This is a genomic window from Bradyrhizobium sp. JR4.1, assembly GCF_040548605.1.
Lineage (GTDB): Bacteria > Pseudomonadota > Alphaproteobacteria > Rhizobiales > Xanthobacteraceae > Bradyrhizobium > Bradyrhizobium canariense.
Window position 1 is genome coordinate 75,548 of record NZ_JBEPRY010000021.1, and the last position, 26,879, is coordinate 102,426.

General features: G+C 58.5%; 23 protein-coding genes and 1 pseudogene. 16 read left to right on the forward strand and 8 right to left on the reverse strand.

The features are described from left to right. Positions 1-187: 187 nt before the first annotated feature. The 4 genes from ABIB90_RS31120 (at position 188) to ABIB90_RS31135 (ending at position 4,770) form a co-directional block, all read left to right on the forward strand. The gene (locus ABIB90_RS31120) at positions 188-2,389 is read left to right on the forward strand and encodes a PAS domain-containing sensor histidine kinase (RefSeq protein WP_354202006.1); all 2,202 of its coding nucleotides are present in this window, start codon (positions 188-190) and stop codon (positions 2,387-2,389) included. After that, on the forward strand, positions 2,386-3,090 hold the full coding sequence (locus ABIB90_RS31125) for a response regulator transcription factor (protein WP_354202007.1): 705 nt from the start codon (positions 2,386-2,388) through the stop codon (positions 3,088-3,090). The genes ABIB90_RS31120 and ABIB90_RS31125 overlap by 4 nt, the downstream gene beginning before the upstream one ends. A gap of 373 nt (positions 3,091-3,463) precedes the next feature. Beyond that, positions 3,464-3,988 carry a PAS domain-containing protein gene (locus ABIB90_RS31130; protein ID WP_354132359.1) on the forward strand — a complete coding sequence of 175 codons (525 nt, stop codon included), beginning with the start codon at positions 3,464-3,466 and terminating at the stop codon, positions 3,986-3,988. A gap of 215 nt (positions 3,989-4,203) precedes the next feature. Then, complete coding sequence (locus ABIB90_RS31135; RefSeq protein WP_354202008.1) at positions 4,204-4,770, forward strand: molybdopterin-dependent oxidoreductase; 567 nt, start codon at positions 4,204-4,206, stop codon at positions 4,768-4,770. 38 nt (positions 4,771-4,808) lie between these two features. Here the strand turns inward: ABIB90_RS31135 and ABIB90_RS31140 are convergent, their stop codons facing one another. The 3 genes from ABIB90_RS31140 to ABIB90_RS31150 all read right to left on the reverse strand — a co-directional run bounded on the left by ABIB90_RS31140 (position 4,809) and on the right by ABIB90_RS31150 (position 7,846). Continuing rightward, positions 4,809-5,198, reverse strand: a complete 390-nt coding sequence (locus tag ABIB90_RS31140; protein ID WP_354202009.1) for a response regulator transcription factor — start codon at positions 5,196-5,198, stop codon at positions 4,809-4,811. A gap of 355 nt (positions 5,199-5,553) precedes the next feature. Beyond that, positions 5,554-6,210, reverse strand: a complete 657-nt coding sequence (locus ABIB90_RS31145) for a response regulator transcription factor (RefSeq protein ID WP_009859379.1) — start codon at positions 6,208-6,210, stop codon at positions 5,554-5,556. A gap of 448 nt (positions 6,211-6,658) precedes the next feature. Continuing rightward, a complete protein-coding gene (locus ABIB90_RS31150; RefSeq protein WP_354202010.1) occupies positions 6,659-7,846 on the reverse strand; it encodes an AraC family transcriptional regulator in 1,188 nt (395 codons plus the stop codon). 847 nt (positions 7,847-8,693) lie between these two features. On the opposite strand from ABIB90_RS31150, the gene ABIB90_RS31155 reads away from it, so the two are divergent. Then, a complete protein-coding gene (locus ABIB90_RS31155) occupies positions 8,694-9,368 on the forward strand; it encodes a redoxin domain-containing protein (protein ID WP_009859377.1) in 675 nt (224 codons plus the stop codon). Positions 9,369-9,484: 116 nt separating this feature from the next. Here ABIB90_RS31155 and ABIB90_RS31160 read toward each other — a convergent pair whose 3' ends face one another. Beyond that, positions 9,485-10,525 (reverse strand): LysR family transcriptional regulator, encoded by a 1,041-nt coding sequence (locus ABIB90_RS31160; protein WP_009859376.1) that lies wholly within the window; start codon positions 10,523-10,525, stop codon positions 9,485-9,487. Positions 10,526-11,011: 486 nt separating this feature from the next. On the opposite strand from ABIB90_RS31160, the gene ABIB90_RS31165 reads away from it, so the two are divergent. From ABIB90_RS31165 to ABIB90_RS31200, 8 genes are all read left to right on the forward strand, one after another. Next, a complete protein-coding gene (locus ABIB90_RS31165) occupies positions 11,012-11,968 on the forward strand; it encodes a helix-turn-helix domain-containing protein (RefSeq protein ID WP_009859375.1) in 957 nt (318 codons plus the stop codon). A gap of 1,356 nt (positions 11,969-13,324) precedes the next feature. Next, the gene (locus ABIB90_RS31170) at positions 13,325-14,098 is read left to right on the forward strand and encodes a heme ABC transporter permease (protein WP_247334976.1); all 774 of its coding nucleotides are present in this window, start codon (positions 13,325-13,327) and stop codon (positions 14,096-14,098) included. 10 nt (positions 14,099-14,108) lie between these two features. Further along, positions 14,109-14,261 carry a heme exporter protein CcmD gene (gene ccmD, locus ABIB90_RS31175; protein WP_083869754.1) on the forward strand — a complete coding sequence of 51 codons (153 nt, stop codon included), beginning with the start codon at positions 14,109-14,111 and terminating at the stop codon, positions 14,259-14,261. Further along, positions 14,258-14,881: a DsbE family thiol:disulfide interchange protein gene (locus tag ABIB90_RS31180; RefSeq protein WP_009859371.1), complete on the forward strand. Its 624-nt coding sequence runs from the start codon at positions 14,258-14,260 to the stop codon at positions 14,879-14,881. The genes ccmD and ABIB90_RS31180 overlap by 4 nt, the downstream gene beginning before the upstream one ends. 151 nt (positions 14,882-15,032) lie before the next feature. Further along, positions 15,033-16,142: a c-type cytochrome biogenesis protein CcmI gene (gene ccmI / locus ABIB90_RS31185; RefSeq protein WP_354167356.1), complete on the forward strand. Its 1,110-nt coding sequence runs from the start codon at positions 15,033-15,035 to the stop codon at positions 16,140-16,142. A gap of 3 nt (positions 16,143-16,145) precedes the next feature. Next, positions 16,146-16,643, forward strand: coding sequence for a cytochrome c maturation protein CcmE (gene ccmE, locus ABIB90_RS31190; RefSeq protein ID WP_009859369.1), 498 nt, complete (start codon positions 16,146-16,148; stop codon positions 16,641-16,643). After that, positions 16,640-18,640, forward strand: coding sequence for a heme lyase CcmF/NrfE family subunit (locus ABIB90_RS31195; RefSeq protein WP_354202011.1), 2,001 nt, complete (start codon positions 16,640-16,642; stop codon positions 18,638-18,640). Before ccmE ends, ABIB90_RS31195 begins: the two co-directional genes overlap by 4 nt. After that, positions 18,637-19,113, forward strand: a complete 477-nt coding sequence (locus ABIB90_RS31200; RefSeq protein ID WP_354202012.1) for a cytochrome c-type biogenesis protein — start codon at positions 18,637-18,639, stop codon at positions 19,111-19,113. Before ABIB90_RS31195 ends, ABIB90_RS31200 begins: the two co-directional genes overlap by 4 nt. A gap of 97 nt (positions 19,114-19,210) precedes the next feature. Here the strand turns inward: ABIB90_RS31200 and ccmB are convergent, their stop codons facing one another. From ccmB to hemA, 3 genes are all read right to left on the reverse strand, one after another. Further along, complete coding sequence (gene ccmB, locus ABIB90_RS31205) at positions 19,211-19,873, reverse strand: heme exporter protein CcmB (RefSeq protein WP_009859366.1); 663 nt, start codon at positions 19,871-19,873, stop codon at positions 19,211-19,213. Positions 19,874-20,003: 130 nt separating this feature from the next. Continuing rightward, positions 20,004-20,630 carry a heme ABC exporter ATP-binding protein CcmA gene (gene ccmA, locus ABIB90_RS31210; protein ID WP_009859365.1) on the reverse strand — a complete coding sequence of 209 codons (627 nt, stop codon included), beginning with the start codon at positions 20,628-20,630 and terminating at the stop codon, positions 20,004-20,006. 482 nt (positions 20,631-21,112) lie between these two features. After that, positions 21,113-22,471, reverse strand: a complete 1,359-nt coding sequence (gene hemA / locus ABIB90_RS31215) for a 5-aminolevulinate synthase (protein ID WP_009859364.1) — start codon at positions 22,469-22,471, stop codon at positions 21,113-21,115. A gap of 1,459 nt (positions 22,472-23,930) precedes the next feature. On the opposite strand from hemA, the gene ABIB90_RS31220 reads away from it, so the two are divergent. From ABIB90_RS31220 to ABIB90_RS31230, 3 genes are all read left to right on the forward strand, one after another. Beyond that, positions 23,931-24,605 carry a cytochrome P460 family protein gene (locus ABIB90_RS31220; RefSeq protein WP_354167099.1) on the forward strand — a complete coding sequence of 225 codons (675 nt, stop codon included), beginning with the start codon at positions 23,931-23,933 and terminating at the stop codon, positions 24,603-24,605. A gap of 11 nt (positions 24,606-24,616) precedes the next feature. Continuing rightward, complete coding sequence (locus ABIB90_RS31225; protein WP_354167095.1) at positions 24,617-25,186, forward strand: cytochrome P460 family protein; 570 nt, start codon at positions 24,617-24,619, stop codon at positions 25,184-25,186. Between the two features lie 132 nt (positions 25,187-25,318). After that, positions 25,319-26,368 (forward strand): hypothetical protein, encoded by a 1,050-nt coding sequence (locus ABIB90_RS31230; RefSeq protein WP_354202014.1) that lies wholly within the window; start codon positions 25,319-25,321, stop codon positions 26,366-26,368. Positions 26,369-26,614: 246 nt separating this feature from the next. On the opposite strand, the pseudogene ABIB90_RS31235 reads toward ABIB90_RS31230, so the two are convergent. Next, positions 26,615-26,872 (reverse strand): annotated as a pseudogene (locus ABIB90_RS31235) (IS3 family transposase); the annotation flags it as partial. Positions 26,873-26,879: the final 7 nt, after the last annotated feature.

A 26,879-nucleotide genomic window follows, 5' to 3' on the forward strand; every position in this document is an offset into this window, starting at 1 on the left:
CCATCGCTGCCGTTTAAGGGCAATGCCCGCAACAAGGCCCTTCGGATTTGCGCCTGCTCCTCGGCAGGTTCATGGTAGGTCGCCCGGGACAGAGCCGACGCGCCGAAAAGAGATTAGTGTGTAACTTGAGTGCAAGCGTGACGGCAAAATAGCCCTGCGCGGATACTGGACACGAGATCAGCTACAAATGACTCGTTTGAAGTCCAAGTCGAGGAAGAAAACGCGGACGGTAATCGGACGCGCAAATGCAACGCGCCAACGGGCGCGACCTTCCAAGAAGATTGCTGTCGATGATCGCCACGTCGGTTCCTCGAAACCGAGCGGAAGTGGGCAGGGTCAAGGGCAGCCTTGGGAGGAAGGCAGTTTAACGCCCGAGCAGATCCGCAGCGTAAAGAAGAACATCATGGCTCAACGACGAGCCCAACGCCGTCGCATGGGCGAGGTTAAAACCGCTTCGGAAGCCCTTTCGTACGAAATAGACCAGTATAAGCAAGTCCTCGATCGATCACGGTTGCAACTCGAGGTCTTGCATAAATTGCCCGCGGTCGCGTGGACAGTTACGCGGCATGGCAGTTGTGACTTTGTCAATCAATTCTATCTGGATGCGACCGGCCTATCGGCGGATTATTGCACGGCGCCGCTAAAAACGTGGAGAAAGAGTCCAAGCGATCTTCCGCCCTTTCTTTCCGCTTTGCATCCGGACCATAAGGAACGTGTGTCCCGCATATTTTGGGACGGTGTCCGATCTGGCGGAGGCTGGACGTTTGAGGCACCGTTTCGCTATGCAGACGGTTCCTATCGTTGGCACTTTGATCGTGCGGTCCCGGTGCGAGACGCCCGGGGCAAGGTACTCCGGTTCGTCGGCTCTAGTTCGGATATTCAGGAGTTGAGGTCGGAGAGGGACGCGCTGGTGGATAGGGAGAGACGGCTTCTCGCAATCATCGATGGTAGCCCCAACCCGATCTTTCTTAAGGACCCTGATGGTCGCTTTTTGCTGGTCAACAGCGAATTTGAAAAGGTCACCGGTGTCTTCCGCAATCAAATTATTGGTAAAACCGAGGATGACCTATCTAAATTGCGCGGAGCGGGCGCACTTCGAACGAACGATCGAGAAGTGCCTCGTTCGGGCGAAGTGATGCTTGAGGAGCTTGCTACGACCGATATAGGTCCGCGCTGGGGCGCAGTTCAGAAGTTCCCAATCGTCGATGCGGACGGTCGAATCTATGCGACCGCCCACATCACGACGGAGGTCACACTACGCAAAAGCGCGGCGGAACACCTTCGTCTGGCCGAGGACCAAACGCGATTGATCTTGGATTCCTCCCTCGACGCCGTCATCACGATTGACGCGCGTGATATAATTACGGGCTGGAGCAAAAGCGCCGAACATATGTTTGGATGGTCCTGCGATGAAGCGGTCGGCAGGCGGATCGTGGATACGATTATCCCCATGCAGTATCGCGAGGCTCATTCGCGAGGGTGTGAGCATTTTCTCGCAACCGGGCAAGGCCCGATACTAAACAGACGCATCGACATAACGGCGCTCCACAGCGCTGGACATGAATTCCCCGTCGAACTGACTGTCACTGCTATTCGGCTGGAAACCTGGCACTTCACCGCGTTTGTGCGCGATTTGACAGATCAGAGACGAGTGGAGGAGGCGCTACGCGGAGCGCGGGAAGAGCTGACCCGGGTGACCCGTCTTACTGCGATGGCGCAGCTGTCTGCGTCCATCGCTCACGAGATCAACCAACCTCTGACGGCCATTGCAGCCAATAGCGATACGTGCCTCCACTGGTTGAGCACGGAGGAGCCGGATCTCACCAGAGCGAAGGCGGCTGCCCAGCGGTTGGCCAAGGACGCGCGACGCGCGAGCGATATAATCGCCCGCATTAAGGCGTTGATGAACAAAACCCCGGTTGGAAAGGCCCCGCTCGATATTATTGAGGCGATTCGTGATGTCATGAAGCTAACGCAAGAGGAATTTCGCAAGCACCGTATAACGACGCTTGCTGATCTGCACGAGTCGGTTCCGCGGATCAACGGCGACCGCGTCCAATTGGAGCAAGTCATTCTGAATCTCGTACTGAACAGCATCGAATCAATGATGCTTGTGAAGGATCGTCCAAGGACCCTTTCGATAAGGTCTCGGGTGCTGGATGACAGAATGGTTGAGATCTCATTCCACGACACCGGCGTTGGATTCGATTCCACGGTGATCGATCGACTCTTCGACGCGTTCTTCACGACAAAACACAACGGAACGGGTATGGGCTTGGCAATTTGTCGTTCGATAATCGAAGCCCACGATGGACAGATTTCGGTGACCCCAGGTGCTCCATTTGGAGCAGTTTTTCAATTCAGCTTACCCATTGCAGATGCACCATGAACGAGAGTGACCAGCCCGTCGTTGCCGTCATAGACGATGACGAATTCGTCCGCGAAAGTTTGGGTGCCCTTCTGGAGACGATCTCAGTGAAGGTCGCGCTCTTCAAGTCAGTTGAGGCGTTTTTGGGCACCAACCCTCCGGTACTACCGAGCTGCATCGTTCTGGATGTGAGACTTCCAGGTGCAAGCGGCTTTGAGTTGCAAAAACAACTAGTCGCGGCTCACGTCGATACGCCTATTGTTTTCATTACCGGCCATGGCGATATCGCGATGTCAGTGCGGGCCATGAAAGCAGGTGCAATAGAGTTCCTGTCAAAGCCTTTCCGGGAGCAAGAGCTGCTCGATGCGGTACGCCAAGGGATTGAACGCCACCGTGCGCTCGCCGCGCAAGGACGCGCTCGGGCGCAAATCCACGAGCGATTTGCGCGCCTGACCGATCGAGAAACGGAAATCATGACTTTGCTTGCAAAGGGGCGCGTAAGCAAGCAGATTGCCGGCCAACTTGGCGTCAGCGAAGTAACTGTCCGCGTTCATCGTAGCCAAATTATGCAAAAAATGGACGCGCGCTCGCTGGCGGATTTGGTACGAATTGCGGATCGGCTCAAGGCGGATGACGAAAACCCCGCGGACCCGGAAGGACTGCCTCGCACGGCGAAGCACGTCACAGGGAAACAGAAGGGGCGCGGCGATATAACGAAGTGACTCTTTGACCATCTTCGAGGAACCCATTGGCGTGATGCGGGCGTTCATCTGGACCCCACCACAAGACTTGGATGGCTCCACCATCTGCGCTCCCAATGAGTCCGCTGCCAGGCCCCACGGGTCCGCGCGGGCTCATGAACTGAAGCGGGCGTTTTTCTAATGTCGCATAAGCGAAGAGGCCGGGTTCTGAACCCGATCGTAGTTGGCCTAAACGAAACGAAAGGACTGCCCTCTCATTGTTTATCTGCGACTACAAAATGGTAGGTACCGACGGCCGGCTGTGCAAGTTAGCATGTTGGGGTTGAGTCAACGGCCGCGAAATGGAAACTCCGTTAAATGCACTGGAGCTTTTTTTCGCAGAAGGAGGTTGAACATGGCAACAAGCAAGATGATTTTGGATGGCGACTTCGACAAAATCGACTTCCGAGGAGAACTGGTCGACGGACATCTCGTCGCAAAAGGGATTCTTGCGGACCAAGCGGCAATGGATTCTATCCCAGTCGGGATGTACGTTCTCGAAAAGGATGCCACCGTCGTCAAGTGCAACAAAGCTGCAATCGCGGGTTGGGGACGCACGCCTTCTCTGGGAACCTCAGAAAAGTATTGCGGGTCACACCTTCTTCGTTACCCCTCGGGAGAAGTGATGCCGCACGAACTTGCACCCCCCTCCGTGGTGATCAACAACGGCGGCACCGTTCGGAACGCCGATGTCATCTGCGAACAGCCCAACGGTAATCGTCTTCTGGCCCTCGTTAATGTCTTTCCGATTCGCGACGACGAGGACGAGGTGATCGGAGCCGTCAACATTTTCCGTCACAACACCAGCAAGACTGTTCCTGGCTTACTCTCCGAGCCTGCAAGTATTTCTAACTCCAAGATCGGTGACGGGGAGGAGTGAGCCTCCTCCTTCGCCACTTTGGGCTGGACTAGAGCCTTGGTAGTTCGGTTCTCGGAATGTAGGGTACCAAGAACCTATGTTCCGTGATGCCCGACGCAACCCGGGTGACCGCTCTTCATGCCCCGGAGATCACCGCGTGCGCCAACTAGGCCGCGCTATACTTTGCGGAGGAGCTATTCGTGCAACCGAACGAGCGACGCGAACGGGAGCGTGAGATGCGTGACGCTGGGCGGCTGCCCCCAGGGCAGTCGCTGACCCTCAAGTGGCCGGTGCTGCATGTGGGCTCGGTGCCGGTCTTTGCTCCCACGACGTGGGATTTTCGCGTGTTCGGCCGGGTAGAGGAGCAGCTGCGGCTTTCCTGGGAAGAGCTCTGCAAACTGCCGCAAAGTGAAGTGTTTGCTGACTTGCACTCCGTCTCGCGCTGGAGCCGGTTCAACAACCATTGGGGAGGGATTCTCGCCGCAGAATTGATGAAGCGAGTAACGTTGCGGCCAGAGGCGCGGCACGTGATGATCCATGGCGAGAACAACTACACGGCGAACCTGCCAATCTCGGACTTTCTGCTCCCGACGACGGTTTTCGCCTTGCGGCATGACGGCGAACCCCTTACGGCCGAACATGGCTACCCGCTCCGGCTCGTGGTTCCAAACCTCTATGGTTATAAGAGCGTGAAATGGGTGCGCGGGATCCAGTTCTTGGATCGCGAATCGCCGGGCTTGTGGGAATTTAACGGATTTCACATTTACGGGGACCCGTTCAAAGAGCAACGATTTTCGAGCTGAAGGGTACGTTTCCTGCGCGGCAGCCGATCGATTGCTGATTAGGGATTTTCATCTGATTTCGCGCGCTGTAGAGCCGATTCGACGCATCCGAGTAGAACCTTTTCGTCGATGGGTTTGGTCAGGTAGCCAACGACGCCTTGATCCAGAGCCCGAGTTCGCGCGCTGTCGTCGGGGTAAGCGGTGATCAGAATCGTTGGTATATTATAGCCGGATCCTACCAAGCGGCTATGCAACTCAGTCCCGGTCATGCGCGGCATGTGGACATCAACGATCAAACAGGAGCTATCGCGCACGTTTGGAGACGCCAGAAACTCCACTGCGGACGAGTAGGTCTCAGTCGTAAATCCCATCGCTTGCAGGAGACCCGCTAAGGCTGAGCGAGATTGTTCATCATCATCGATGATCGAAATTTGAATCTCGCTAGACATATCCCCGCCTTCATCACTGGGGAGGTGGCCCGCCGCATCTCGCGTTCCGTGTCCATCTCAGGAAGCGCACTGCGCGGACACCATTGGACCCTAACGACAAGGGTCTGAACTGGCGATTGTACGGCGGACGGGCGGTGCTACACTTTGGAACAACCGATGCTATACTTAGGAATAATCGATGCAGACCATGTGAATAGTTCAGCCCAGTTTGGGCCGCGTCCGAACGCGTGCGCTGATGTCGGGCCGTCGCGCTTGACGCGGCAGCAGGGCCTAGCGGCAAGCGATTAAGCCGTCAGTTGATTTGCCCAAACAATAACCCTCTTAGCTGATGGACCCACGTGCAAGCAGGAAGCGATTAAGACCGGGGCGACTTTATACCGAGCGTCTCCGCCATTTTGACAAGCTCGGCCAGCGATTGCGCACCCATCTTCTGCATAACATGACCGCGGTGCGCCTTTACAGTAATCTCAGCTATCTCTAGCTTAAAAGCGATCTGCTTGTTCTTTAAGCCAGTCGTCACGAGAGCCAGCACCTCTCGCTCGCGCGCGCTTAATCGCTCAAGACGCGAGTTCAATTCCGTGAGCCACTGCTGGGTCTTCCGCCGCGTCCGATCGCGCTCGAGCGCGATCGTGACTGCATCCAGCATGTCTTGATCGCGGAATGGCTTGGTTAGAAAATCCACAGCGCCTGCCTTCATGGCCCTGACCGACATCGGAATGTCGCCGTGGCCGGTCATGAAGATAATGGGAATGGAAGCGTTCACTTTCGACAGCTCGGCTTGGACGTCGAGACCGCCTAGGCCCGGCAATCTGACGTCAAGTACGAGGCAGCTCACCGCGTCGGGCAACAATTCGCCTTGCAGCAGCTCCGCTGCCGAGCCAAACATCTTGACCTTGAAGCCAACCGAGTTGAACAGGTCCCCGAGTGAGGCGCGGAAGTCGTTGTCGTCGTCAACCACGACGATAGTTGGCTCCTCAGCTACCGCACGCTTTTGAATTGAATGCTGCGCCACGGGATACTCCGCCAAAACCGACGATTCCGTGTAAAACTATCATCTTCACGAAGACCATTCAACAAATGACACTCCGCGAGTTCCAGCGTGGAACGCGATCGTTTGCGCGTGAAGATGATCTGACCTTTCATCGGTCGGACTAAAATAGGGGTGATGACTACAATCGACCTAGTCTCGCGCCCAGCCTATCAGCAGCTACAGATTTGCGAAACGTCCCTAGGATCGCTCTGGGCGGGTCCTTTTCCCGGCGCCGCTTGCTTTCGGTCGCTTTGCCCAAGTCCCGCGATGGGCTTTCTGCCTCTCTTCGCCACCAGCGGCAGATGCATGCCTTCTTAAGGTCCGTAACCTGCTTTCTTGACGGGCATCCAACGCCCGATCGTCCTCATCGCAATGTGACACCGAGACGCTACCTTCGAATGGCAAAGTTGAGCGCGACGGCGCAATTCATTCATACGGTTATCGGAGGGGCCACGCTTCGGCGGTACTCCGCGGGAGCAATTCCCGTCGCCTTCCGAAACGCTGTGGCGAACGCGTTACGACTGCTGAAGCCGACCGCCCGACCGATTTCCGTCATAGAGCCTGCGCGGTTTGCCAGCAGTAATTTGGCCTGCTCAACGCGACGTTTGGTCTGGTACCGATGAGGCGGCATTCCGAGAGATTGCTTGAACACCCGGCAGAAATGATACGGGCTAAGACGAACGAGCTGCGCCAACGTGCCAATCGGTATCCGCTCATTGAGATGCTCCTGGATGTAGGCTGTGACGAGCCGTTGCTGCCACTGTGCAAGACCACCTTGGAGTTGACGTTGAATGCTGGGCATCCCGCAAGTGAAACGCACGACTTCATGCATGAGCAAACTACCGAGACTCTCGAAGTAGACCGGGTCTCCTGCAGAGCTATCGACGAACGTCTTCAGCTTGAGCGCGGTGTTCCATAGCGTTTCGTCTTCGAACAGTAGGCGTGGGGAGTCCGGCAGGCCGGTGATGCCACGTTTAGAAAGAGCCCTCAGCCTCTCAGGGTCGAAGTAGAAGTACATGAGCCGCATCTGCGATCCGCGCGGCTCGTGGCAATCGTAAAACTCGCGGCCAGCAGGAACGAATGTCAGCTTCCGCTCGAGGTTCCGGAGGGCTGATGGCGGCAGACCTTCCACAAATGTTTCTCCATCGCGGCGCTCCCCCTTCTCGTACATGACGAGCATATGCATTGGAGCCCGATACTGATGTTGGATTTTGCCTCGATTTGTGGATCGCACAGATTCGGCCGTCATGCCGTGCCCCGTTATGGTGAGGCGTGCCACAGCCTCGCGAGGAGAAATTTCAACAACGGGATGGATCAAGTCCGCCGGCACCTGATCATCCAATTGGCGAATTGGATCGAAAATGAGTGGCTCATGGTCGCAAACAATGATCGGAGATTGAGCTATCGGCAGCAACATTCGTGATCTTGAAAGTTGTTGCCGATCTTCAGGGCCGTGGCGCCAATCGCGTGGCTTTCCAAGCTCCTTGCAAAAAGGGACTTGCTGGAGCTCGGGTCGCGGCGTGGAGGGCGAAAGTGGTCGGCGGCGTTCCAACATCGCTTCACCCGTCTGCTGGAATTTGACTCGTGGCATCAACTGGTCATCATTGGCTGGACGCATGGAATTCGAACTCCGATTCAGGACTGCATTCATCCATACCGTTGCGCGATCGCGGTGCCTGCTTTGGGAGTAGGGCGTCGCGCCGGGCCGAGCGGCAGATCCTCCCCGAAAGCTGCTACAAGGGATGCGAGGTGAGCCTGCCCTGCGACACGGAAGTCGCCAATTGCACTCGCGTTTGCATGTCTGACAGAAAGGGCAAAACGGGATTAGACTTTTGGCGGAGCAGGGCTGCGACTTTTGGATATCCCGGCTCCGACCTATTTGGCGCGCGGCGTCACTTCACCGACTCTGATTTTTGAAGCGGCGGGCAAGCAAACCTCAATTTGGTTACGTCTGTCTCCCTCAACGCCGTGCGGGCTAGAAGGCGCCTCTGTCGGTCGGGGCATACGTTATCAGCAACAGATGTTCGACTGAGGAGGTTGGCTTGCACCGATTGTCGTGGCTCGCGGCTGCATCTTGCAGAAGCACTCCTGACAAAATGCCGAATAGGGCACGCGCTCCGCAAATGGGACCCAATGCGTCGTGCAGCGATCAGGTATCGGTTCGAAGGACACTCTTGGTGTACCAGCTCGTCCAGCTCGATGCTTAGCTATTGTCTCTCCTCGATCGTGTCGCTCGGTATGCAGGAGCCCTGGCGCGGTGAAAGGGTCGTGACCTCCTCAACGGAAGCTGCGCCTACTTGTTCGTCTGCCCGCGCGCATCGCGATACTGGGGGCGGCGACTATTCCTAACGATTATTCGTGGACGGTTACCATTCCAAAGTTGAATTTTCGCTTTCCAAAACGCTCGGTCACCATGGAAGAAACATCCGCTGCCAAGTACCGTGGGCGCACCGGGGAGGACCAGAATGGGCGATGAAGTTTCAAAGGGGCGCCCGGCTAGTACGCAGGTCGAACCCTCTGCGGAGACCTTGAGCGGTTTACGCATGCTGGACATCCGGACCGACCGCCTGCTTTCGTCATGGTTGCAAGAGGCCGGTATTCCTGACGGCGCCCTGAAGGCGAACGAACTTGCCCCCGATTTTCTTCTGCCCGAGGCAAATGGAAAGCTCGTTTCATCTTTGGAATTGCGACAAACTGCACCGTTAATTGTCATCTTCGTTTACGGGACTTGGTCCCCAATGTGCGCAGCTGGTCTACGCGCTCTTCACGGGGCCATCCCTAGTATCCGCGCTGCTGGCGCCAGAGTAATTGCGATAACGCCCGAGACAGGGGACTTGCTGCGCAATTTCAAACGCGACCACCGACTGGATCTGGAACTCCTCTCCGACCTAGATCTTGGGGTGAGCCTTTCGTTCGGCCTGTTGTCCGTGGTGCCGGGGGACGTAAAGAGCCATCTCTTGCGGCTCGGACTCGATCTCTGCGCTCCCCATGGCTTCTCCTTTTGGATGTTGCCGATGCCGGCCATCTATGTCCTCGACCAACGAGGGATCATCCGTCGAGCGTTTGTCGGCCCGGACTCCATCACGGGAGCGCAGACCGAAACCTTACTTGCTGCCCTGTCCGAAATAGGATGGGCCTAAGCCTCGTCCTTCGAAGCCGACCGGAATGAGACAAGTCAATTCAAGAGGCTGCGCATGGGCCACTGCAACTGCGTCATAGCCCGGCTTGTCCTGGCCATCCACGACTTCGCGTCACTTCAGCAACGACGGTTGGATGCCCGTGCCAAGCTCGGGCATGAGGAGGCGGGGCCGGGGCCCGTGATTTGGATCAAGGAACCTGCACCTTGTGCATCAGCGGTGCAAACATTGTCCTTGTTCGAGTCAGGGGCAGATGCGCGGCGGAGTTTGTCCAACGCACTCGTCCAGTCGCGAACACGAGCAACCTTGATGAAGGCGTCAAGCGCCGGCGAATACTGCCTCCCCGCCACGGCCAAAAGCTGCACCTCCCGCCGGACGGGGTCGCCCTCAATTCCGACAGTGGCGAGCGACGGTAGTCTGGGAGCGTGCTCTGGCGCCAAGATGGCCCCCAAACCGGCGAATGCCATTTGCTGAAGATGCCTTTCCTGATCGCTCCTGTGCACAACCTTGGGGCCTGGGTGGCCGGCAAAACAAGCCCGCTTAAATCGGTCTGCGACGTCGCATCCGACCCTTTCGAGAAAGACCAACTCATGCAAGTCTTCGAGCAGGATGACGGTTTGCCTGGCCATCGGATGTTTCCGAGACAAGATGAGCACGCAGCGTTCCTCGAACAGGCGCCAGCGGTCGATACGCTCAGGCAGCTCCATGGCGTCACCGACAAGTGCGGCATTGATCTCGCCATCCAAAAGCATCGCAACCAGCCCGTTGGCATCGGCCTCGCGCAGATCGACTCGAAGATCGGGGATGATCCTGGCGAGCTCCACGAGCAATTCCGTAATGAGTGCGGCGGAGACTGACGGCACCAGTCCGATCTTAAGCGGGGCTATTGTCTTCTTTTGATAGCCTCGTGCCTGAAGCCGTACGGCCTCGGCGGCGGAAAATATTTTCTCCAGCGTGGGCAAAATCATCTTGCCCAGATCGGTGAGCTGGGTGAGATGACGTTCACGGTGAATCAGCGCGCCACCGAGTTCTTGCTCCAGCTTTTGTATCGCCTTTGTCAGCGCCGGCTGCGTCACATTGCATTGCTCCGCAGCTCGCGTAAAATTTAGCGTCTTTGCTAGGGCTAAGAAATATCGCACCTGATAAAGTTGCAGCTGCATAGTCATACTCGAAACATTTGCCGCGGTACGGGCCGTTCGGTTCGTTGCCATAGTAGGCAGGGGTGATGATCAAGCGGTTGCTCGCGGAGCTTCCGAGGAAACAGGTATTGTGCGCCGGCTCGGAATTGCCGGCCGCGTCTTGCTGAAAGCGTTCGCATCGATGCTGTTTCCTATTGAGGTCGCGGTTGCTAGAACATCGTACGCGAGACCAGTTTAATGTCAGGTTTGCATTGGGATCGCCTCGCCTACCTTTCCATTAAGTGCTTTTTGTATTTTGGGATCTCCTAAGGCGTCAGTTCTGGACAGTGAAATGAGGGCCGCGGGAAGCGCGGCACGCTCACGCTCGTCGAAGAGGTTCCCAACTTCGCTTAGGCAGTTGGTCATGGCGAGCAGATGCGCATCATCCTAGCCATAATGCAGTTCCACGATTTGCAATTGTCCTGTCCTAAGACTAGGACATCAGCTCAATCCGAGAGTCCGAAACACATGTCCGATCGTCCAAATCTTACATTGCTTCGATCCCATCTCGATGTGCTGATGGCAACTTTGGATGTCGACGTCATTGGGCTCATCGAGTGTTTGGTTAGCCCAGGCTGGCGCCTGTCATTCGGAAGCGCGGAGGCGCCGGCTATCCACTACAATCTTTCCGGGACCGGACGAATGGTCGTGGGTGGCTTCTCCGCATTTCCTCTAGTACCTCACACCCTTGTCATCACACCGGCCAAGAAGCCGTTTCACATCGAGGTCGATGACCGCACAGCGGCCAAGAGAGTGAATGTGGTCGAAGCGCAATGGGATCCGCGCTTCGGCGAGCGAATCCAGCGATTCGTCGCCGGGGACCTGGACCCGATGGTCATGCTGATCTGCGGGTACTTTCGCGCTACCTACGGCTCGTCGATCGACCTCTTTGCAGGCCTTTCCACGCCGATTGTCGAGCGCTTCGAACCAGCCGATGAAGTGGGGTCAAAGTTGCAGGCCGCGTTGGCAGAAATCAGCGGCCGGCGGGTTGGAATGCAGGCGATGACAACCGCCATTCTCAAGCAGGTGCTCGTCACGCTCGTCCGTCGCAGTCTCAATTCGACCAGCGTTTGGCTCGAACGCTTCTCTATTTTGAGTGACCGTCAAATCGCTCTTGCGTTCGCCGATATGCTAGCGCGGCCGGCGGCCGATCACTCTGTCATGGCCTTGGCGCAAAAGGCCGGCTTGAGCCGATCCGCATTCATGGCGCGCTTTGTGCGCACGATAGGATGTTCGCCAATGGTAGCGCTCCGGCAAATACGGATGAAGCGTGCAGCCGATATGCTCGCCGCGAGGACATTTTCAGTTGAGCAGATCGCGCGGGCGGTCGGTTACAGGAGCTACAGTAGCTTTCTCCGTGCCTTTCGCCAAGTGCATGGATACGTTCCGGAAGAATCTGAGGGTGATGGACAGAACTCCGATTGAACATACGGCGAGGTGGTGAGGGCAGCCAAACGCCGCCGTGATGAGATCGCGTCTGAATTAAGCTTATGATAAATGGCTATCGGATAGATAGTCGCAGGGCATTTCCCATTATCCGGCGGCGACGGCACCTCAGCAGCTCGCCTTGCGAGTTACTACCGGGGCGACCGAAACGCGTCGCCGAGCTGTCGTGGTCACAACAACGTTAGCCGCGGCTCATCGTGGTTGGGCGACGATCCTTTGTCACGAATTCGATCATGGCCTCGAAAGCGGATCGCCGATTAGCAACTGATGGCACCTGCATTGCGAAACCGAAATGACTGATTGAAGTCATGTGTGGACGGTCCCGTGTCCCGGATTTTCTTCGCTGCTTGAGACGCGGTCGCCCTCTAACTCCTGCCGTACCGGCCTTGATCGTAGGCCTGCAGGATGCGGACAAACTCGGCCATGCTGGATCGATCCCGATCGGTCACAACCGCAACTTGAGCATTGGACGCGGGCCGGCTCCCTTGCCGGAACCGGATTAAGAGATCGGCGATGCTTATCATGGGGGGCTCTCCGCAACCATGGAAGTAAACAGTAATTACTGGCAACATACGGCTCGATGATGGGAAAGACCGGTCGAGCATTACGTGGCCGACCTTGTCCTGCAACTGCCTGCTCGCGGGCCGGTTCCGTTGCTGTTCGCTCCGTATCATCTGGTAGCACCGAGCGCTTAGTTGTTGCCATTGCGCGAGGGTATGAAGTGACCCTGCCGAGGTATAGGTCGACCAGACCTCGGTTCAATTCCAAATGAGTGCACACAAAAAAAGGGCCGCCTGCGTTGCCACAAGCGGCCTAAGTCTAGGGAGGAAACGCCCAAGGTGGGCAGCGATAGCTGGGAGGGCCACCGCACGCGTTATAGATACGACGATCGCGATTGTTGCTCAATTGACCCTACGTACGGGTCGGGCATCCAAACGGAGTAAGGGACCTATACGAAGAAGGCGCCCTTTGAAGCGGACCGCTTACACGAGACGAGCGCCGTCACTTTTAGCTCATTACGACGAGCATCGAGCGCGGCATTAACCGCTATCTCGACGTCGCACGCGATCGAATAGCGCGCGGCTCCCACCTACTATCGGTCTCTCGAATTGCTGTGCCGTCTGCACGGGACGATTTCGGCACTCCAAGTATACAAATCGGAGCCGCTCAGCTCTGGGCGCCTAGCGGGCATCAAAACAATAACTGGAGGTAATTTGTGAAATCGTCTCCGGTGTGATGCGATACTCATCGGCTTGTAGACGCCCGAGTGGCACGAACTTTCGTCGGGAGCGCGAGCAATCCCGGCCTGCAGGTTGAGTTCGAGGAGATCGGAATTTGAGTCTGAACTTCACTGCGTACAGCAATCCTGGTAATTTCGTGCGTATCGCCGCAAGGCTGCTGCCTTGGCTTTGGGGTTCGACGGCGTTCGCCTTCGCAGTTGGTCTGCTTGGAACATTCGCCGCGCCGCCCGACTACCAGCAAGGCGAGACGGTGCGCATCATGTACATCCACGTTCCCGCAGCGTGGACAGCGATGCTTGCCTACACGTTCATGGCGGTGTTTGCGCTCGGATCCTTAGTTTGGCGTCATCCACTTTCCGATGCAGCACAAAAGGCGGCTGCGCCGCTTGGCGCGGCTTTCACCTTTATCTGCCTCGTCACAGGCTCCCTCTGGGGTAAACCGATGTGGGGCGCATATTGGGTTTGGGACGCCCGGCTCACCTCCGTGTTGGTTCTGTTTCTGATCTATCTCGGTCTAATCGCGCTCTGGCAGACGATCGAGGACCCGAACAGGGCGGCACGAGCAGTTTCGATCATGACCTTGGTTGGGTTCATCAACATCCCAATCGTGAAGTTTTCGGTTGATTGGTGGAACACTCTCCACCAACCGGCATCGGTATTTCGCATGGAGGGCTCGGCGATTGCCGGCACGATGTTATGGCCGCTGATTGTGATGGCGCTCGCATACTCGCTTTTGTTCGTGACTCTCCACGTAATGGCAGTCCGTAACGAAATCATGCGACGCCGTATCCGGCGGCTTGCGATCACGATGGCGGCTGCGGGTGAACCTGCCATGGCTTGCATACTGCCTGTCGAAATGGCGTCCTGAGCAGATTGTGATGCAGCATAGCGGATTCATCACAATGACTTTTCTGGTGACGGGCACCGTGCTTGCCGGGATGATCGCGGCGGTCCTCATCGACTATCGCGTTCAGCGCCGTACCCTGCGTCGTCTGCGACTTGGTCACTCGGATCCGCGCGGCCGCGTATGAGCAACATCACACCTTCGATTCACCTCCCTGCGAGCACCACGGCCCGTCAACGCGCGCTGGCCCGCCTGTGGGTGATTATCCCGCTTCTAGTCTTCTTCGGAATCGCGGTATTATTCCTGGTGCGGCTCGGCGCCGGAGACCCGTCGCTCGTGCCCTCCGCTGTGATCGGCAAGCCGGCACCGCAGTTTGCACTGGAGCCGCTCGAGGGGCTTCGCACGCCTGGTCCACCCGGCTTGTCGAGCGCCGATCTGCGGAAGGGGCACGTGACAATTGTGAACGTGTTCGCATCATGGTGTATCGAGTGCCGGGAAGAACAAGGGGCTCTGATGGCGTTGGCGAGCGACCGGATGCTGCAGCGGCAGGGGGTGACGCTTACCGGCATCGTCTACAAAGACGATCCCAGAAACGCGCTAGCCTATCTCGCCGCGAATGGGAACCCCTTCGCACAAGTCGGCACTGACCTGTCCGGCCGAACGGGCATCGATTTCGGCGTCTATGGCGTCCCCGAGACCTATGTGGTCAAGGGGGATGGCACAATCGCCTACAAGCTGGTTGGAGGCATCTCGGACGCAAGTCGACCTGCTTTGATGGCGGCAATTGCCGGGGCAGAGCGTCCATGACGACTGCCTTGCAAGTCCATTTACATCATTCGGGAGTGGCCGATCGGACCATGGGAGCGGCACACATAGAAGCAGTCCGATTTTCAAGCGCGCCGGATGCCCGAAAACGTGGTACGTTACGGATTGGCGAAAACGGACGGAGGCCTTGAACGTGCTCTGGGCCGTCTTCGCAATGATGACCTTTGCAATCGTGCTGGCGCTGGCCCGGTCGCTCTCCGAGCGGCGTGAGAGCTTTGGCGGTCACGATTCCGACGTGGCCTTCTATCGCGGCCTTCTGGCCGAGGCGGATGATGACGTCCGCTGCGGACTCGTAGGGCCCGAGGATGCCATGGCCACGCGTGCCGAGATCGGGCGCCGGCTGCTTGCGTCACTCGACTCCGCGTCGGAGAGCCGGCCGCATGCGTGGCCGCGCTGGCAGCCGAGACGCACTGCCGCGGCCTTGGCGATCGCCCTAGTGCTGCCACTCGTGGCTCTCGCGTCGTATCTCAAGGTCGGCGCTCCCAACCAGCCTGATATGCCGATCGCATCGAGGCGCACGGGTGAGGACTTCACTCTCGCTGCCGCGATTTCCGAAGTCGAGACGCGTCTGAAGGGCCACCCCAATGATGGCCGCGGATTCCAGGTTGTCGCGCCAATTTACCTGCGCATGGGAAGGTTTCAGGATGCGGCGCATGCGTATAGGGCGGCGCTACGGCTGCTCGGCGAAAATGCGGAGGAGCGTGCGTCTCTTGGGCAGGCCCTGACGATGGCTGCCGACGGCGTTGTGACTGCAGAAGCACGCGGTGCCATTGACCAAGCGCTCGTGGATGATCCCAAACAGCCTCTGGCCCGATTCTTCCATGCGCTCGCAGTAGAGCAAGATGGCGACACAGATCGGGCGAGACAACTTTGGGAGGCGCTGGAGGCCGATACGCCAGCCGGCGCCCCGTGGATGGATGCCGTCCGCCAACACCTGGATAAGTCTTCTAGGCCAACTCAATCAAAAGCAGAAGCCGGCCGAAGCCGGGCTGAAGTCGCGGCGCTTCCACCGGAGCAGCGGAGAGACGCGATCCGCGGGATGGTGGGAGGACTGGCCGAGAAGCTTTCGAAGGATGGCCATGACCTTCAGGGATGGCTGCAACTGATTAGGTCCTACGTCGTATTGGGTGAACGCCAGAAGGCCGAGGCGGCCGTCGCAAGTGCGCGCGCCCAGTTAGCAGAAGATGCGCAAGCGCCAGAGCGCATCGATGAACTCGTCAGTCAGCTTGGTTTGAAGAGGTAGACTTTGACCAGAAAGGGCAGGCGCATCGCTATCATCAGCGCAGCAGGCTTCACCTTGGCCATCGCGGTTGGGCTCGTCCTGTTTGCGTTGCGTGACAGTATCGTCTTCTTCTACGGGCCGACCGAGATGGCCGAAAAGGCGCCGCCGCGAGGAACCCGTCTGCGCATCGGCGGCCTGGTGAAACGTGGCTCACTTACCTATGGTGGATCGTCGACTGTCGTCTTCGCGGTGACCGACCTGAAGTACGACATCCAGGTCAGCTACACCGGATTGCTGCCGGATCTCTTCCGTGAAGGACAAGGCGTCGTGGCCGAGGGCACGGTGGAGGGACCGGGCGTCTTTCATGCCGATACCGTGTTCGCCAAACACGACGAGCGATACATGCCCAAGGACGTAGCCGACAAACTCAAGCAATCAGGCATTTGGCGGAACGAAAATCCGCGTGGGCGCAATAGCGCGGCCTTCCACGAAACACCACAACGGGACGGACCGAAAGGATGATCGTCGAAACCGGACATTACGCGCTCGCTCTGGCTCTCGCCGTCGCGCTGCTTCAGTCAGTTCTGCCGCTCTGGGGGACCCGCAGTGGCGATTCTGGGCTGACTTCCATTGCGGTCCCGGCTGCAATCACCCAGTTCCTGCTGTTGGGCTATGCCTTCGCGGCCCTGACTTACGCTCATGTGGTGTCCGACTTCAGTCTCGTGACAGTCGCCGAGAACTCGCTCACGACCAAACCACTCGTGTACAAACTCGCCGGCGTCTGGGGCAACCACGAAGGATCCATGCTGCTTTGGGTTCTGATTCTCGCGGCCTTCGGAGCGGCAGTTGCGATTCTCGGGCGCGGCATGGCAAAGGAATTGCGCGCCAATACACTAACGGTCCAAGGCTGGATCTCTTTTGCCTTCCTCTGCTTCATCCTGTTCACCTCCGATCCCTTCGTGCGACGGTTTCCGGCGCCCTTTGAAGGCCAGGATCTCAACCCGCTGCTTCAAGATGCGGGCCTTGCAATACACCCACCGCTCCTTTACCTCGGCTATGTCGGCTCCTCGATCGTGTTCTCGTTCGCGGTGGCGGCGCTGATCAGCGGACGGTTGGACGCCGCTTGGGCCCGCTACGTTCGGCCTTGGATACTGATTGCCTGGATCTTTCTAACGCTTGGCATAGCCATGGGCTCGTACTGGGCCTATTACACCCTCGGCTGGGGCGGGTTCTGGTTCTGGGATCCGGTCGAAAACGCGTCACTCATGCCCTGGCTTGCGGGTACCGCGCTCCTGCATTCGGCCGCCGTTATGGAGAAACGCGAAGCCCTCAAGATCTGGACACTGTTCCTGGCGATACTTACATTCTCGCTATCGCTGCTCGGCACCTTCCTGGTGCGTTCAGGGGTGCTGACCTCCGTTCATTCGTTTGCCAGCGACCCGACGCGCGGCGTCTTCATCCTGATCATCCTGACTATGTTCATCGGCGGTTCCCTCGCGCTTTATGCTTGGCGTGCGCCTTCCCTGAGCCAACGTGGTCTGTTCGCGCCCGTGTCACGCGAGAGCGCGCTCGCAGTCAACAACCTGCTGCTCACCGCCTGCTGCGCTACGGTCCTGACCGGCACGCTCTATCCGCTCGCGCTTGAGGCTCTGACCGGGGACAAGATTTCGGTCGGTGCACCGTTTTTCAATTTGACCCTCGGTCCGCTACTAGCGTTGATCGTTCTGCTAATGCCGATCGGTCAGTCGCTCGCCTGGAAGCGTGGCGACCTGCTCGGCGCGGCGCAACGGGCGACGGTTGCAGCCTTGGGGGGCCTCGTGGTCGCACTTGTGCTCGTTGCCGTCATCCGAGGCGGCCCTGTCCTCGCCACGGTTGGCCTCGGCCTCGCCGTCTACCTCATAGTCGGTTCGTTCGCCGATGTGATGTCGCGTATCTGGGCACGTGGGCAGCCCATTCGAGTGATGCTGGCCCGCGCGGTCGGGCTGCCGCGCTCCGCCTGGGGTGCTGCTATCGCTCACGCTGGCCTTGGCGTGACACTTATGGGCTTGGCGGCGACCGGTTGGGGCGTGGAGCGGATCGCGACCGTCAAGCTAGGTCAGGGGATCGATCTCGGGCCTTATCAAGCGACTATCGAAAATCTACAATCGCGACAGGGCCCGAACTACTCCGAAGTCCTGGCCTACACGGTCATAAGCCGGGGCGGCGCGGCCGTGGCCACCGTCGAGCCCGCCAAGCGCAGTTTTCCCGTACGACAGACTACCGTCAGCGAGGCAGGCATCGTGACGCTGGGTTTTGGCCAGATCTACATTTCGATTGGGGACCAGCACGCGGATGGTTCGATCGATGCGCGCATGTTCTGGAAGCCGCTCGTGACGGCCATCTGGATAGGCGGCGTCATCATGGCGTTTGGAGGGATCGTGTCGTTGTCTGATAGACGCCTCAGAATCGGCTTTGCGCGCCGCGCGGTTCGCGTCCGCGCCCCAGCTAACCCGGCAGCAACGCCGCAGGCCGCCGAATGACGCCGCTTCGTCGCATTCTTCTGCTTTCGATCGTATACGCAGGCCTCGCGCCTGGCTTGGCCAGGGCGGTGCAGCCAGACGAGGTCCTGCCCAACCCCTACCTTGAGGCGCGCGCGCGCGATATTTCCGCCGGACTGCGCTGCCTGGTCTGCCAAAACCAGTCGATCGACGATTCGAAAGCAGAGTTCGCGCGGGACCTCCGACTGCTGGTGCGCGAACGCCTTAACCTCGGCGAGAGCGACGAGCAGGTCCGCGACTTTCTGGTGAAGCGTTATGGGAACTTTATCCTGCTGAGACCACCGCTCGACTTGGAAACCACCTTCCTCTGGGGAATGCCGGCTTTGGTGCTCGCAGCGGGCGGGATCGCTCTCCTGTTCAGATTGCGACGCCTGCAACCTACGCCGGCGGCGCCCTTGAGCCAAGCCGAGCGGGATCGGCTCGCGGCCTTGTTAGACGCGGATACTCCGCTATAGGCATTGCCCGATGATCAAGTCGTCTTAGCTTGGGAAGCGTGCGGAGTCGCTCCGCGACGGGGAGCTCCCAAGCAAACCCTTCCGCTGCATGCGCTTGTCATTCTCCCGCCCCGCGAAGTGCCGCGGCTGCGGCGATTGGGGCGAGGGCGATGGATGCAAGTCCCAGAGCGCAGAGAACCAGGAAGGGTGTCAGAACGGGCGCTGTGCCACTCTGCGCGGCGGAGACACCGAAGATCAGCACTGGTACGGCTAGCGGTACAACGAGGATCGAAAGCAGAAGACCACCCCGCCGCAGCGTGACGGTAAGCGCTGCACCGATCGCTCCCAGGAAGGTGAAAGTTGGCGTACCCACCAACAAGGTCGCTGCTACCGCCCAGAGCGCCGAGCCGTCCAAGTCCAACATCAGGCCAAACAAAGGCGAGAGCAGAACGAGCGGTAGCCCTGTAACAAACCAGTGGGCCACGCACTTCACCAGAACAATGAGTTCTAGCGGCGTCGGCGACAACAACATCTGCTCCAGCGAACCGTCCTCGTGATCCGCCTGGAACAGACGGTCAAGGCCCAATAGACTCGCGAGGAGCGCCGCTATCCACAGAATGGCTGGACCGATGCGCGATAGCAAGCGCAGGTCAGGTCCAATCGCGAAAGGCACCACAGTTACGAGACTGAGGAAGAAGACCAGGCCAAGAACTCCGCCTCCGCCGATGCGACGCGCCAGCGTGACGTCGCGAAGAAAGACGACGAGGAGAATACGGATCATGGCCCCGATCCGGCGTCGCCATTGCGTCGAGACCATTCCGGGGAACTCGGAAAAGCGGCGTGACCTCTTCTCCCCCGACCTTGAGACAGACGGCTATAAGGATGCCGGCCGCCCCTCAGCGGGAAGACACTCACCTCGCTCCGAGCCTGACTTGGATTGTCCCCGGCAGACCGAGTGGTTCGTGGGTCGCGGCGAGCATCAATCCTCCGCTTCCGAGATGGTCGGCGACAATAGTCTTGAGCAAGGCTCGTGCGTGCCGGTCTAGCGCGGTTAGCGGCTCGTCGAGCAGCCATAGAGGGCGATCGGCAACCAGGAGCCGGGCCAATGCGACACGGCGACGCTGCCCCGCGGAGAGATAGCCAACGGGCAGATCGAGAACGTGGGCTAACTCCAGACGCTCCAGCGCGTCTAACGGGGTTAGCCGACCTTGGCCCAAAATTCCCAGGCCGATCTCGAGGTTTTCGCGAGCGGTCAACGCTGATTTCAGCCCGTCGAGATGACCCACGTAGTGGAGGCGCTCTGCCAAGGGCGCTGAATCCATGGCTTCGGACTCCACCAGTGACATGCGACCAGATCCCAATGGCAAGAAACCGGCGATAGCGCGCAAAAGAGTGGATTTGCCCACGCCATTGGGACCCGTCACCTCGGCGAGTTGGCTCGAGCCAAGTTGCAAATACACTCCGCCTAACACCACGCGCTCGCCGCGCGCGACGGACAGATCCTCGATCAAGAGATGACACCGCTGCGTGATATCCATTTTTATTTCCGGTTGCCCGTTGTCTCGCTCGGATCGCTTTCGAACGCCGGGTTGGAGGGCTTATCGAAATGAACGATTCTGGATCAGCATGTTCGAACGAAGGGCGGCGCCGTTGGGGAGAACCGCCCAACAGGATGACGAAGGTCAATTCTTCGGGGCTGCCCATCAGAAGAATGCGAGCCCTATTGTGATCGTAAGCAGCAAGATCTGCCACGCGATGACCCACGCAACGTAGCAGCGTGATAGAAGGAGTGGATTGGGTCGCATCACATCTTTTAACCGAAAGCGTGTCGAAAAGGGGCGGGTCTCTCCTCAAACGGCTTTCTTTGGCTGGTCCGTCGCCCCAACTTGGCTGCCTCGGCCGCAACCTGGGAGGCGCGAGGCCTTCCCAGCGCGGTCCGCGCCCGCCGGGTAGCCGATGCCCCTCCGATGCACAATGTTGGGGGAGGCGGTTGCGAAGGGGGCGCTCCCAAGCACGGGTCTCAGGCAAGAGAGAGGGTCTCCCAAGTCTCAGCGAGCGCAGCTGCGAGTTCCGCTATGTGGCTATCGCCGTGATATGGCGAGGGCGTGATGCGGAGACGCTCGGTCCCACGGGGAACGGTCGGATAGTTGATCGGCTGGATGTAAATGGCGTGGCGCTCTAGAAGACGATCGGCTGCCGCCTTACACAATTCCGCATCGCCGACAATCACAGGCACGATGTGGGTGTCGGTCGGGAAGACTGGAAGCCCGGCGGATTTGAGCGCCCGCTTCGTTGCAGCGGCTTGCCGTTGGTGTGCTTCGCGCTCGGCAGACGAGTGCTTCAGGTAACGAACGGACGCACGGGCTGCGGCGGCAATTGGTGGAGGGAGTGCCGTCGTGAAGATGAATCCGGGCGCGAAGCTGCGCACCGCGTCGCAAATCGATCGCGACGCCGCGATATAGCCGCCAACGCAGCCGAATCCCTTGGCGAGGGTACCCTCGATCACGGTCACGCGGTGCATCACGCCATCACGCTCGCTGATCCCGGCACCGTGACCGCCATAGAGGCCAACCGCGTGAACCTCATCGAGGTAGGTCATCGCGCCATACCGGTCCGCGAGGTCGCAGATGGCGCCGATCGGCGCCACATCGCCATCCATCGAGTATACGGACTCGAACACGACAAGCTTGGGGCGGTCTCCTGCCTCGCGCAGCAACGACTCAAGGTGACCGAGATCGTTGTGCCGGAAAATCCGCTTTTCGCAATTTGATTGGCGGACGCCTTCGATAATCGAATTGTGGTTATCTGCATCAGATAAGACCACGCAGCCTGGGATCAGCTTACCGATCGTCGAGATGCTGGCCTGATTCGATACGTACCCGGAGGTAAAGACGAGGCTCGCCTCCTTGCCATGCAGATCAGCGAGCTCGCCCTCCAAATCAACCAAGGGGGAATTATTGCCGGCGATGTTGCGCGTTCCACCCGCTCCTGCGCCGCAGCGGTGTGCCGCTGCGGTCAGTGCACTCACGACTTCCGGGTGCTGTCCCATACCGAGATAGTCGTTCGAGCACCAAACCGTGATTTCCCTAACAGTTCCGTCAGACCGGCGCCATTTCGCGGCTGGGAAGCGGCCGGAGATCCGTTCGATGTCGGCGAAGACGCGATAACGTTGCTCCCCGTGCAGGCGCTCAAGACAGCCGTGGAAATGACGCTCGTAAGCTTCGGCCGCACAATTGTGATCGTCCGCAGCGAACGTCCCGTTGGGCGGCGTCAATGCTCGTTCCCCCGGCACTACGTCCACACACAAACGTCTGCTACTGACGTTTCCGTGTGGCCGATGCCTTGCTTGCCAACTCGCTGGTACGTCCAGATCGTCCATCTCAATCTCTCCTGACCGTCCCTCGACCGTAGCTCATCACGCATTCGCGCTCGTATTAGTTATAGTTTGCATGAGGTCCGGTTATGGTCGGGTGCCGCCTGAGCCAGCTTACAACTGGCCCGCCTGCGTCCATTTCGGAAAACCGCACGCCCGTTCTGGTGCAACTATCAGCGAGGCGGCTTTGCCGTCCTCTCCGTGACAGCGGCTGAATTGCAGAGCGTAGAGACGTGCCTTGCGCGAGGTCAGAATGCATACCTGTTCTACGATGCGGCCCTTTCCATGACGACGGTATGGTCCGCCCTTTGTATGGTGGCAAGCCGATGAGCAACCAGGATCGTGGTGCGTCAGTCGTTGTGCGATCAGCGCCTACTCCAACTCGCTCGTTCCCGAGTCGAGCGTGGAAGCCGCCGTTCACGATCGCGCGGGCGATAGCGAGGCGCTGGCGTTGACCGATTGAGAGAGTCACTCCGCGCCTGCCGACCGACGTGTCGTATCCTTCTGGCGGCGGCGCGTGGTGAAACAATCGGCTGCCGCTTTGGTCACGCCCTGCGCACCTGGTCGATCAGGCCTCCCGCCGACAAAGCGGATCTTCTCGGCGATGCTGCCGGAGAAGATCCGAGATCCTTATGCACGAGGGCGAACTACCGCCTGAGGTGCTGGGATCCAGCGTCGCGCGGTCAGTTGCGGCGAAGCGGGTCGCATCAACATTCGTTTCCAGCGAAGCGCTTCTGTGCCTTCGTCCTTCGAGGCCTTGCACGATGCGCTCGGCGCGCAGATGCAAACGCCACTAGGGTCACGAGGTTGTCCTGAGCACCGGAATAGCATCAGTCCAGCGAGATCGGACTACACGGGCCGGATCAGCAAGCTGGGCAATGGTTCGTTGCGCATGGCACTCTACGATGTTGCCCATATCATGCTACCAAGCCGCTCAGGGGCTGTTCACAACTGAAGAGCTGGGCCGCTGCGGATCGCCAACATGAGCAAGGCCAAGGTGGGGCTCGCCGGCCGACTAGCGGTGAGCATGCAAGGCATGCTTGCAAAAGCAGGCTCTTGAGCTGGACAGGAAGCGCGAAACAGTTCGGGCAGGCTACGCTACCAGGCCTACTCGAAACGAAGTGCTTTAGCTGGACGATGGAGCACAACGCCGCACGCTTCGCGGTGAGTAACATCGCGCGGATTAGATTGCCAAAGCGCAATCTCTCCAATCAATCGATTGTCACGCCGGTGACTCCGAATCATTTCGGCATGCGTTGCGCGGGCGAAACGCTCGTTATCGCCAAACATAGGTAGTTCGAGAGGACATCATTCCCGACGGGTATCAATTGCATGCCCCATCGTTGCTTCCGCACATAGGCACGCACGTTTAATCTGACTTGTGCGTAGTTGATGAGACCGCCTGCGCACGAATGCCGCTACTACAGCATTCGGTGACATTATAGCTGGTCAGAGGAGAGAGATCATGAGACGCACAGTATTAGCACTATCCGCCGTCCTCGGTGCTAGCGCTATAGCGACCGCAGTCTTCGCACAGCAACCACAGCTACCACCACCCGACGATTGGCACGCCACCGGCCGGTATCTTCCTGAATACACGAAAGATGGCGAGCTTATTCTGCCAAAGAACTTCCACGAATGGGTTTATGTCGGTTCGCCACTGACGCCAAACTTCTTAAACCCCCCTCAAGCAAACTTCCCTGAATTTCACAACGTCTATATCGAGCCTGGTTCTTACGATATTTACAAGAAAACAGGTCTGTTCCCCGAGGGAACAATCTTCGTGAAAGAACTGCAGCTCATGCAGCCCGCCACTCATCCGGATGGTTCGAGAACTGAGCCATCTGGGAAGGGATTCTTCCCGGGCGCCTTCAACGGCGCGGATGTGACGGTCAAGGACAGCGAGAGATATAAGGCAACCAACGGCTGGGGCTACTACAACTTCAACCACCATGAACCCAAGGCAGCCACCGCGAAAGTCCGGCCAATCGAGGAATGCGCCTATTGCCACATTGCGAGTGCGAAACGGGATGACGTATGGACGCAGTTCTACGTGTTGCTCGACCAGGTGCCGGTGCCGCCTGGCCAGAACTCTTCTAAAAAAATGCCGCCCAGCCAGAATCCTTCGATTACAAAGTAGGAAACCCTGTGATGACATTTCTCAGAAGTGCGGCCGTGGCGTCCGCGTCATTCATCGTAGTTACGGTCGGGTGTCTTGTTTCGCAGCCCGTAGCCAGCCAGCCCGCCCCTGCGCAGGAACAACTTGTTGATGCGGCAGGCAACATGCATATCCCGAAGAACTACCGAACCACCTACGAATTCCTTGGGAGTTGGTCTGTCGCAGGTGACAAAGGCGCTAAGCAAATTCACGTCGTCTACGCTTCGCCCGGAACTGCGGCAAGCTATCGCACAACGGGCGAATTTCCCCAAGGTTCGATCCTGGTGAAGGAGGTTTACGACGCGGCCACTTCGGATATGACGACTGGAACGGTCAGCCATCAAGAACTTCTCAAAGGTTGGTTCATGATGGTGAAGGACGGTAAGAACAGCCACCCCGATAATAAGTTGTGGGGCAACGGCTGGGGCTGGTCTTGGTTCGACGCGGGCGATTCCGTGAAAACGACCTCAACGAACTTTCGTTCAGATTGCCTGGGCTGCCACATCCCAGCCAAGGCGACTGACTGGATCTATGTCCATGGCTATCCCGGGCTAAAGAAGTGACGGATCGTTAGCCACGTCCGCTTGGATGTCGTGGGTAAGACCAGATGCGTGGGTAATACCAGACTGGATGCAGAAAAAGGTAGGGTCATGAAGCACAGTAAAAAGTTCAGCAGATGCATTTGTGGATCGATGATGATCTTTCTTCTGTCGTTTTCGGCACCCCAAGGGAGTCTAGCAGCCGGTCCGGTAACCTACAAAAAAATCACAAAGCAATTCCTCACGTCGGGCAAAGTGGACCTTGTACGGGAGGTGGTGACCCTGCCGCTCCATCGCGGCCGTCTTGCCTCGGGAGAAACTGTTTGGTTCGTGCTTACCGACGTAAGTGACTACGCTACTTCGAAAGACATGGGGCTCACATGGGCGCCGAGTCTCGCTAAGGCAAAAGACTTGACGAGCACACGGGTTGCGGAAATGGATGAGTCGGGTAACTTCACGTTCCAATCGGGCCGGGTCGATTTCTCACCGTCACAAACGTTGGTGGGGGGGGAGGCGCCCCATTTTTTTCCGCCTAGGACGGCCCGAGCCGGATCTGTCGGGGATGTGCACTACAGCCCATTGGCTCGGGTGGCTAATCGCAAGGACATTGTCTTTAACGCTCCAGTCATCGCTTTTAATGTCGAGCCCGCGAAAATCGCGTTCTGCAACGGCAGTCCTGATTACTCTGTCGTGACGGACTCCGTGGCGAGCATCTGTCCCGACAAAGGTACCGTTGACTTGAAACTCCGGTTTGGCTTCGCAAACGGCAAACACCTGCGTTATCTTAGTTTTGACGCAAACTCCGAGGAGTCGGCGACCCTCGAGTCGTCCACCTTTGCGCCTGCGGAAAGCGACATTCTTCAGAGCGGCGCGATTGAGGTGATCTATACGATTGTGAACGGCAAGATGGGTGAGAACGATCCGAACCGCCAGGGGCTCGACAGTGCCATCAACGGAGAGGGCCCCTCGCTCGACATCCTCGCGCACTTCAAGGAGATCAGCGCCGGATACTCTCCGATGTGGGACGTACGACTCGCCGAGTGGACCCAGGAGGCTATCTCGAAGGATCAACGGAAACTGATCACTGACGGCGACGATCTCGAAGCAAAAAGTGCGTCAGGCTTGCTGGTGAGTCCTGCGGGCGGGCCCGTGAAGACGACGGGGAATCTCGTGAATTGTCCGGTCGTAGGCTTCACCGATGAATAACCTCTTGCCCACTTAACTGCCAATTCCCTGTGGCAGCGGCGCGTCTCGCGTCGCCGCTCTGCCCTTGACGTTGCCCCCAAGTTTTTTCAGTTTTGAGTTCGCTCTTGCCGGCGGATTTGCCCGGTTGGGCGGTGCGAGCGACGGGAGCTGGCGCGGAGCCTTTCGGGTAGCGCAGCGCCAGATCCTGGCGCGGGCGGCAGGTCATGGCGAACTCGGACGGGTTCTCCATCCGAGCTGCGAATGCAGGCGGCGTTCGTGAGCAATCGCCCTCAGGCGCTGGCGGCGGTTAGCAGCGTCAGCCTGGGTTGTCTGATATCTCATGGTCATGCGGCAGCAGCCGCTTTACACGCCCGCCGTTCGCTCATCCCGTGAGCATCCACCAGATGAGCGACAGCTTTCCGCTTCCCCGCGAGCGTCACCATTTCCTTCCCAGGAGATCCTTCAAGGCCGCATTGTCAACATGGCGTCAGCCAGAAGCCGCTTCAGCTTCGTGTTCGCTTCCTTGTTGCCG

What these genes read in the sequence shown, in the direction of transcription:
- ABIB90_RS31155 (WP_009859377.1), top strand. Translation starts at nt 8,694, where the DNA reads ATGGGCGATGAAGTTTCAAAGGGGCGCCCGGCTAGTACGCAGGTCGAA.
- ABIB90_RS31160 (WP_009859376.1), bottom strand. Translation starts at nt 10,525, where the DNA reads ATGCAGCTGCAACTTTATCAGGTGCGATATTTCTTAGCCCTAGCAAAG.
- ABIB90_RS31180 (WP_009859371.1), top strand. Translation starts at nt 14,258, where the DNA reads ATGAGCAACATCACACCTTCGATTCACCTCCCTGCGAGCACCACGGCC.
- ABIB90_RS31220 (WP_354167099.1), top strand. Translation starts at nt 23,931, where the DNA reads ATGAGACGCACAGTATTAGCACTATCCGCCGTCCTCGGTGCTAGCGCT.
- ccmA (WP_009859365.1), bottom strand. Translation starts at nt 20,630, where the DNA reads ATGGATATCACGCAGCGGTGTCATCTCTTGATCGAGGATCTGTCCGTC.
- ABIB90_RS31225 (WP_354167095.1), top strand. Translation starts at nt 24,617, where the DNA reads ATGACATTTCTCAGAAGTGCGGCCGTGGCGTCCGCGTCATTCATCGTA.
- ABIB90_RS31165 (WP_009859375.1), top strand. Translation starts at nt 11,012, where the DNA reads ATGTCCGATCGTCCAAATCTTACATTGCTTCGATCCCATCTCGATGTG.
- ABIB90_RS31130 (WP_354132359.1), top strand. Translation starts at nt 3,464, where the DNA reads ATGGCAACAAGCAAGATGATTTTGGATGGCGACTTCGACAAAATCGAC.
- ABIB90_RS31140 (WP_354202009.1), bottom strand. Translation starts at nt 5,198, where the DNA reads ATGTCTAGCGAGATTCAAATTTCGATCATCGATGATGATGAACAATCT.
- ccmD (WP_083869754.1), top strand. Translation starts at nt 14,109, where the DNA reads ATGCAGCATAGCGGATTCATCACAATGACTTTTCTGGTGACGGGCACC.
- ABIB90_RS31200 (WP_354202012.1), top strand. Translation starts at nt 18,637, where the DNA reads ATGACGCCGCTTCGTCGCATTCTTCTGCTTTCGATCGTATACGCAGGC.
- ABIB90_RS31230 (WP_354202014.1), top strand. Translation starts at nt 25,319, where the DNA reads ATGATCTTTCTTCTGTCGTTTTCGGCACCCCAAGGGAGTCTAGCAGCC.
- ABIB90_RS31135 (WP_354202008.1), top strand. Translation starts at nt 4,204, where the DNA reads ATGCGTGACGCTGGGCGGCTGCCCCCAGGGCAGTCGCTGACCCTCAAG.
- hemA (WP_009859364.1), bottom strand. Translation starts at nt 22,471, where the DNA reads ATGGACGATCTGGACGTACCAGCGAGTTGGCAAGCAAGGCATCGGCCA.
- ccmB (WP_009859366.1), bottom strand. Translation starts at nt 19,873, where the DNA reads ATGATCCGTATTCTCCTCGTCGTCTTTCTTCGCGACGTCACGCTGGCG.
- ABIB90_RS31125 (WP_354202007.1), top strand. Translation starts at nt 2,386, where the DNA reads ATGAACGAGAGTGACCAGCCCGTCGTTGCCGTCATAGACGATGACGAA.
- ABIB90_RS31120 (WP_354202006.1), top strand. Translation starts at nt 188, where the DNA reads ATGACTCGTTTGAAGTCCAAGTCGAGGAAGAAAACGCGGACGGTAATC.
- ABIB90_RS31195 (WP_354202011.1), top strand. Translation starts at nt 16,640, where the DNA reads ATGATCGTCGAAACCGGACATTACGCGCTCGCTCTGGCTCTCGCCGTC.
- ABIB90_RS31150 (WP_354202010.1), bottom strand. Translation starts at nt 7,846, where the DNA reads ATGCGTCCAGCCAATGATGACCAGTTGATGCCACGAGTCAAATTCCAG.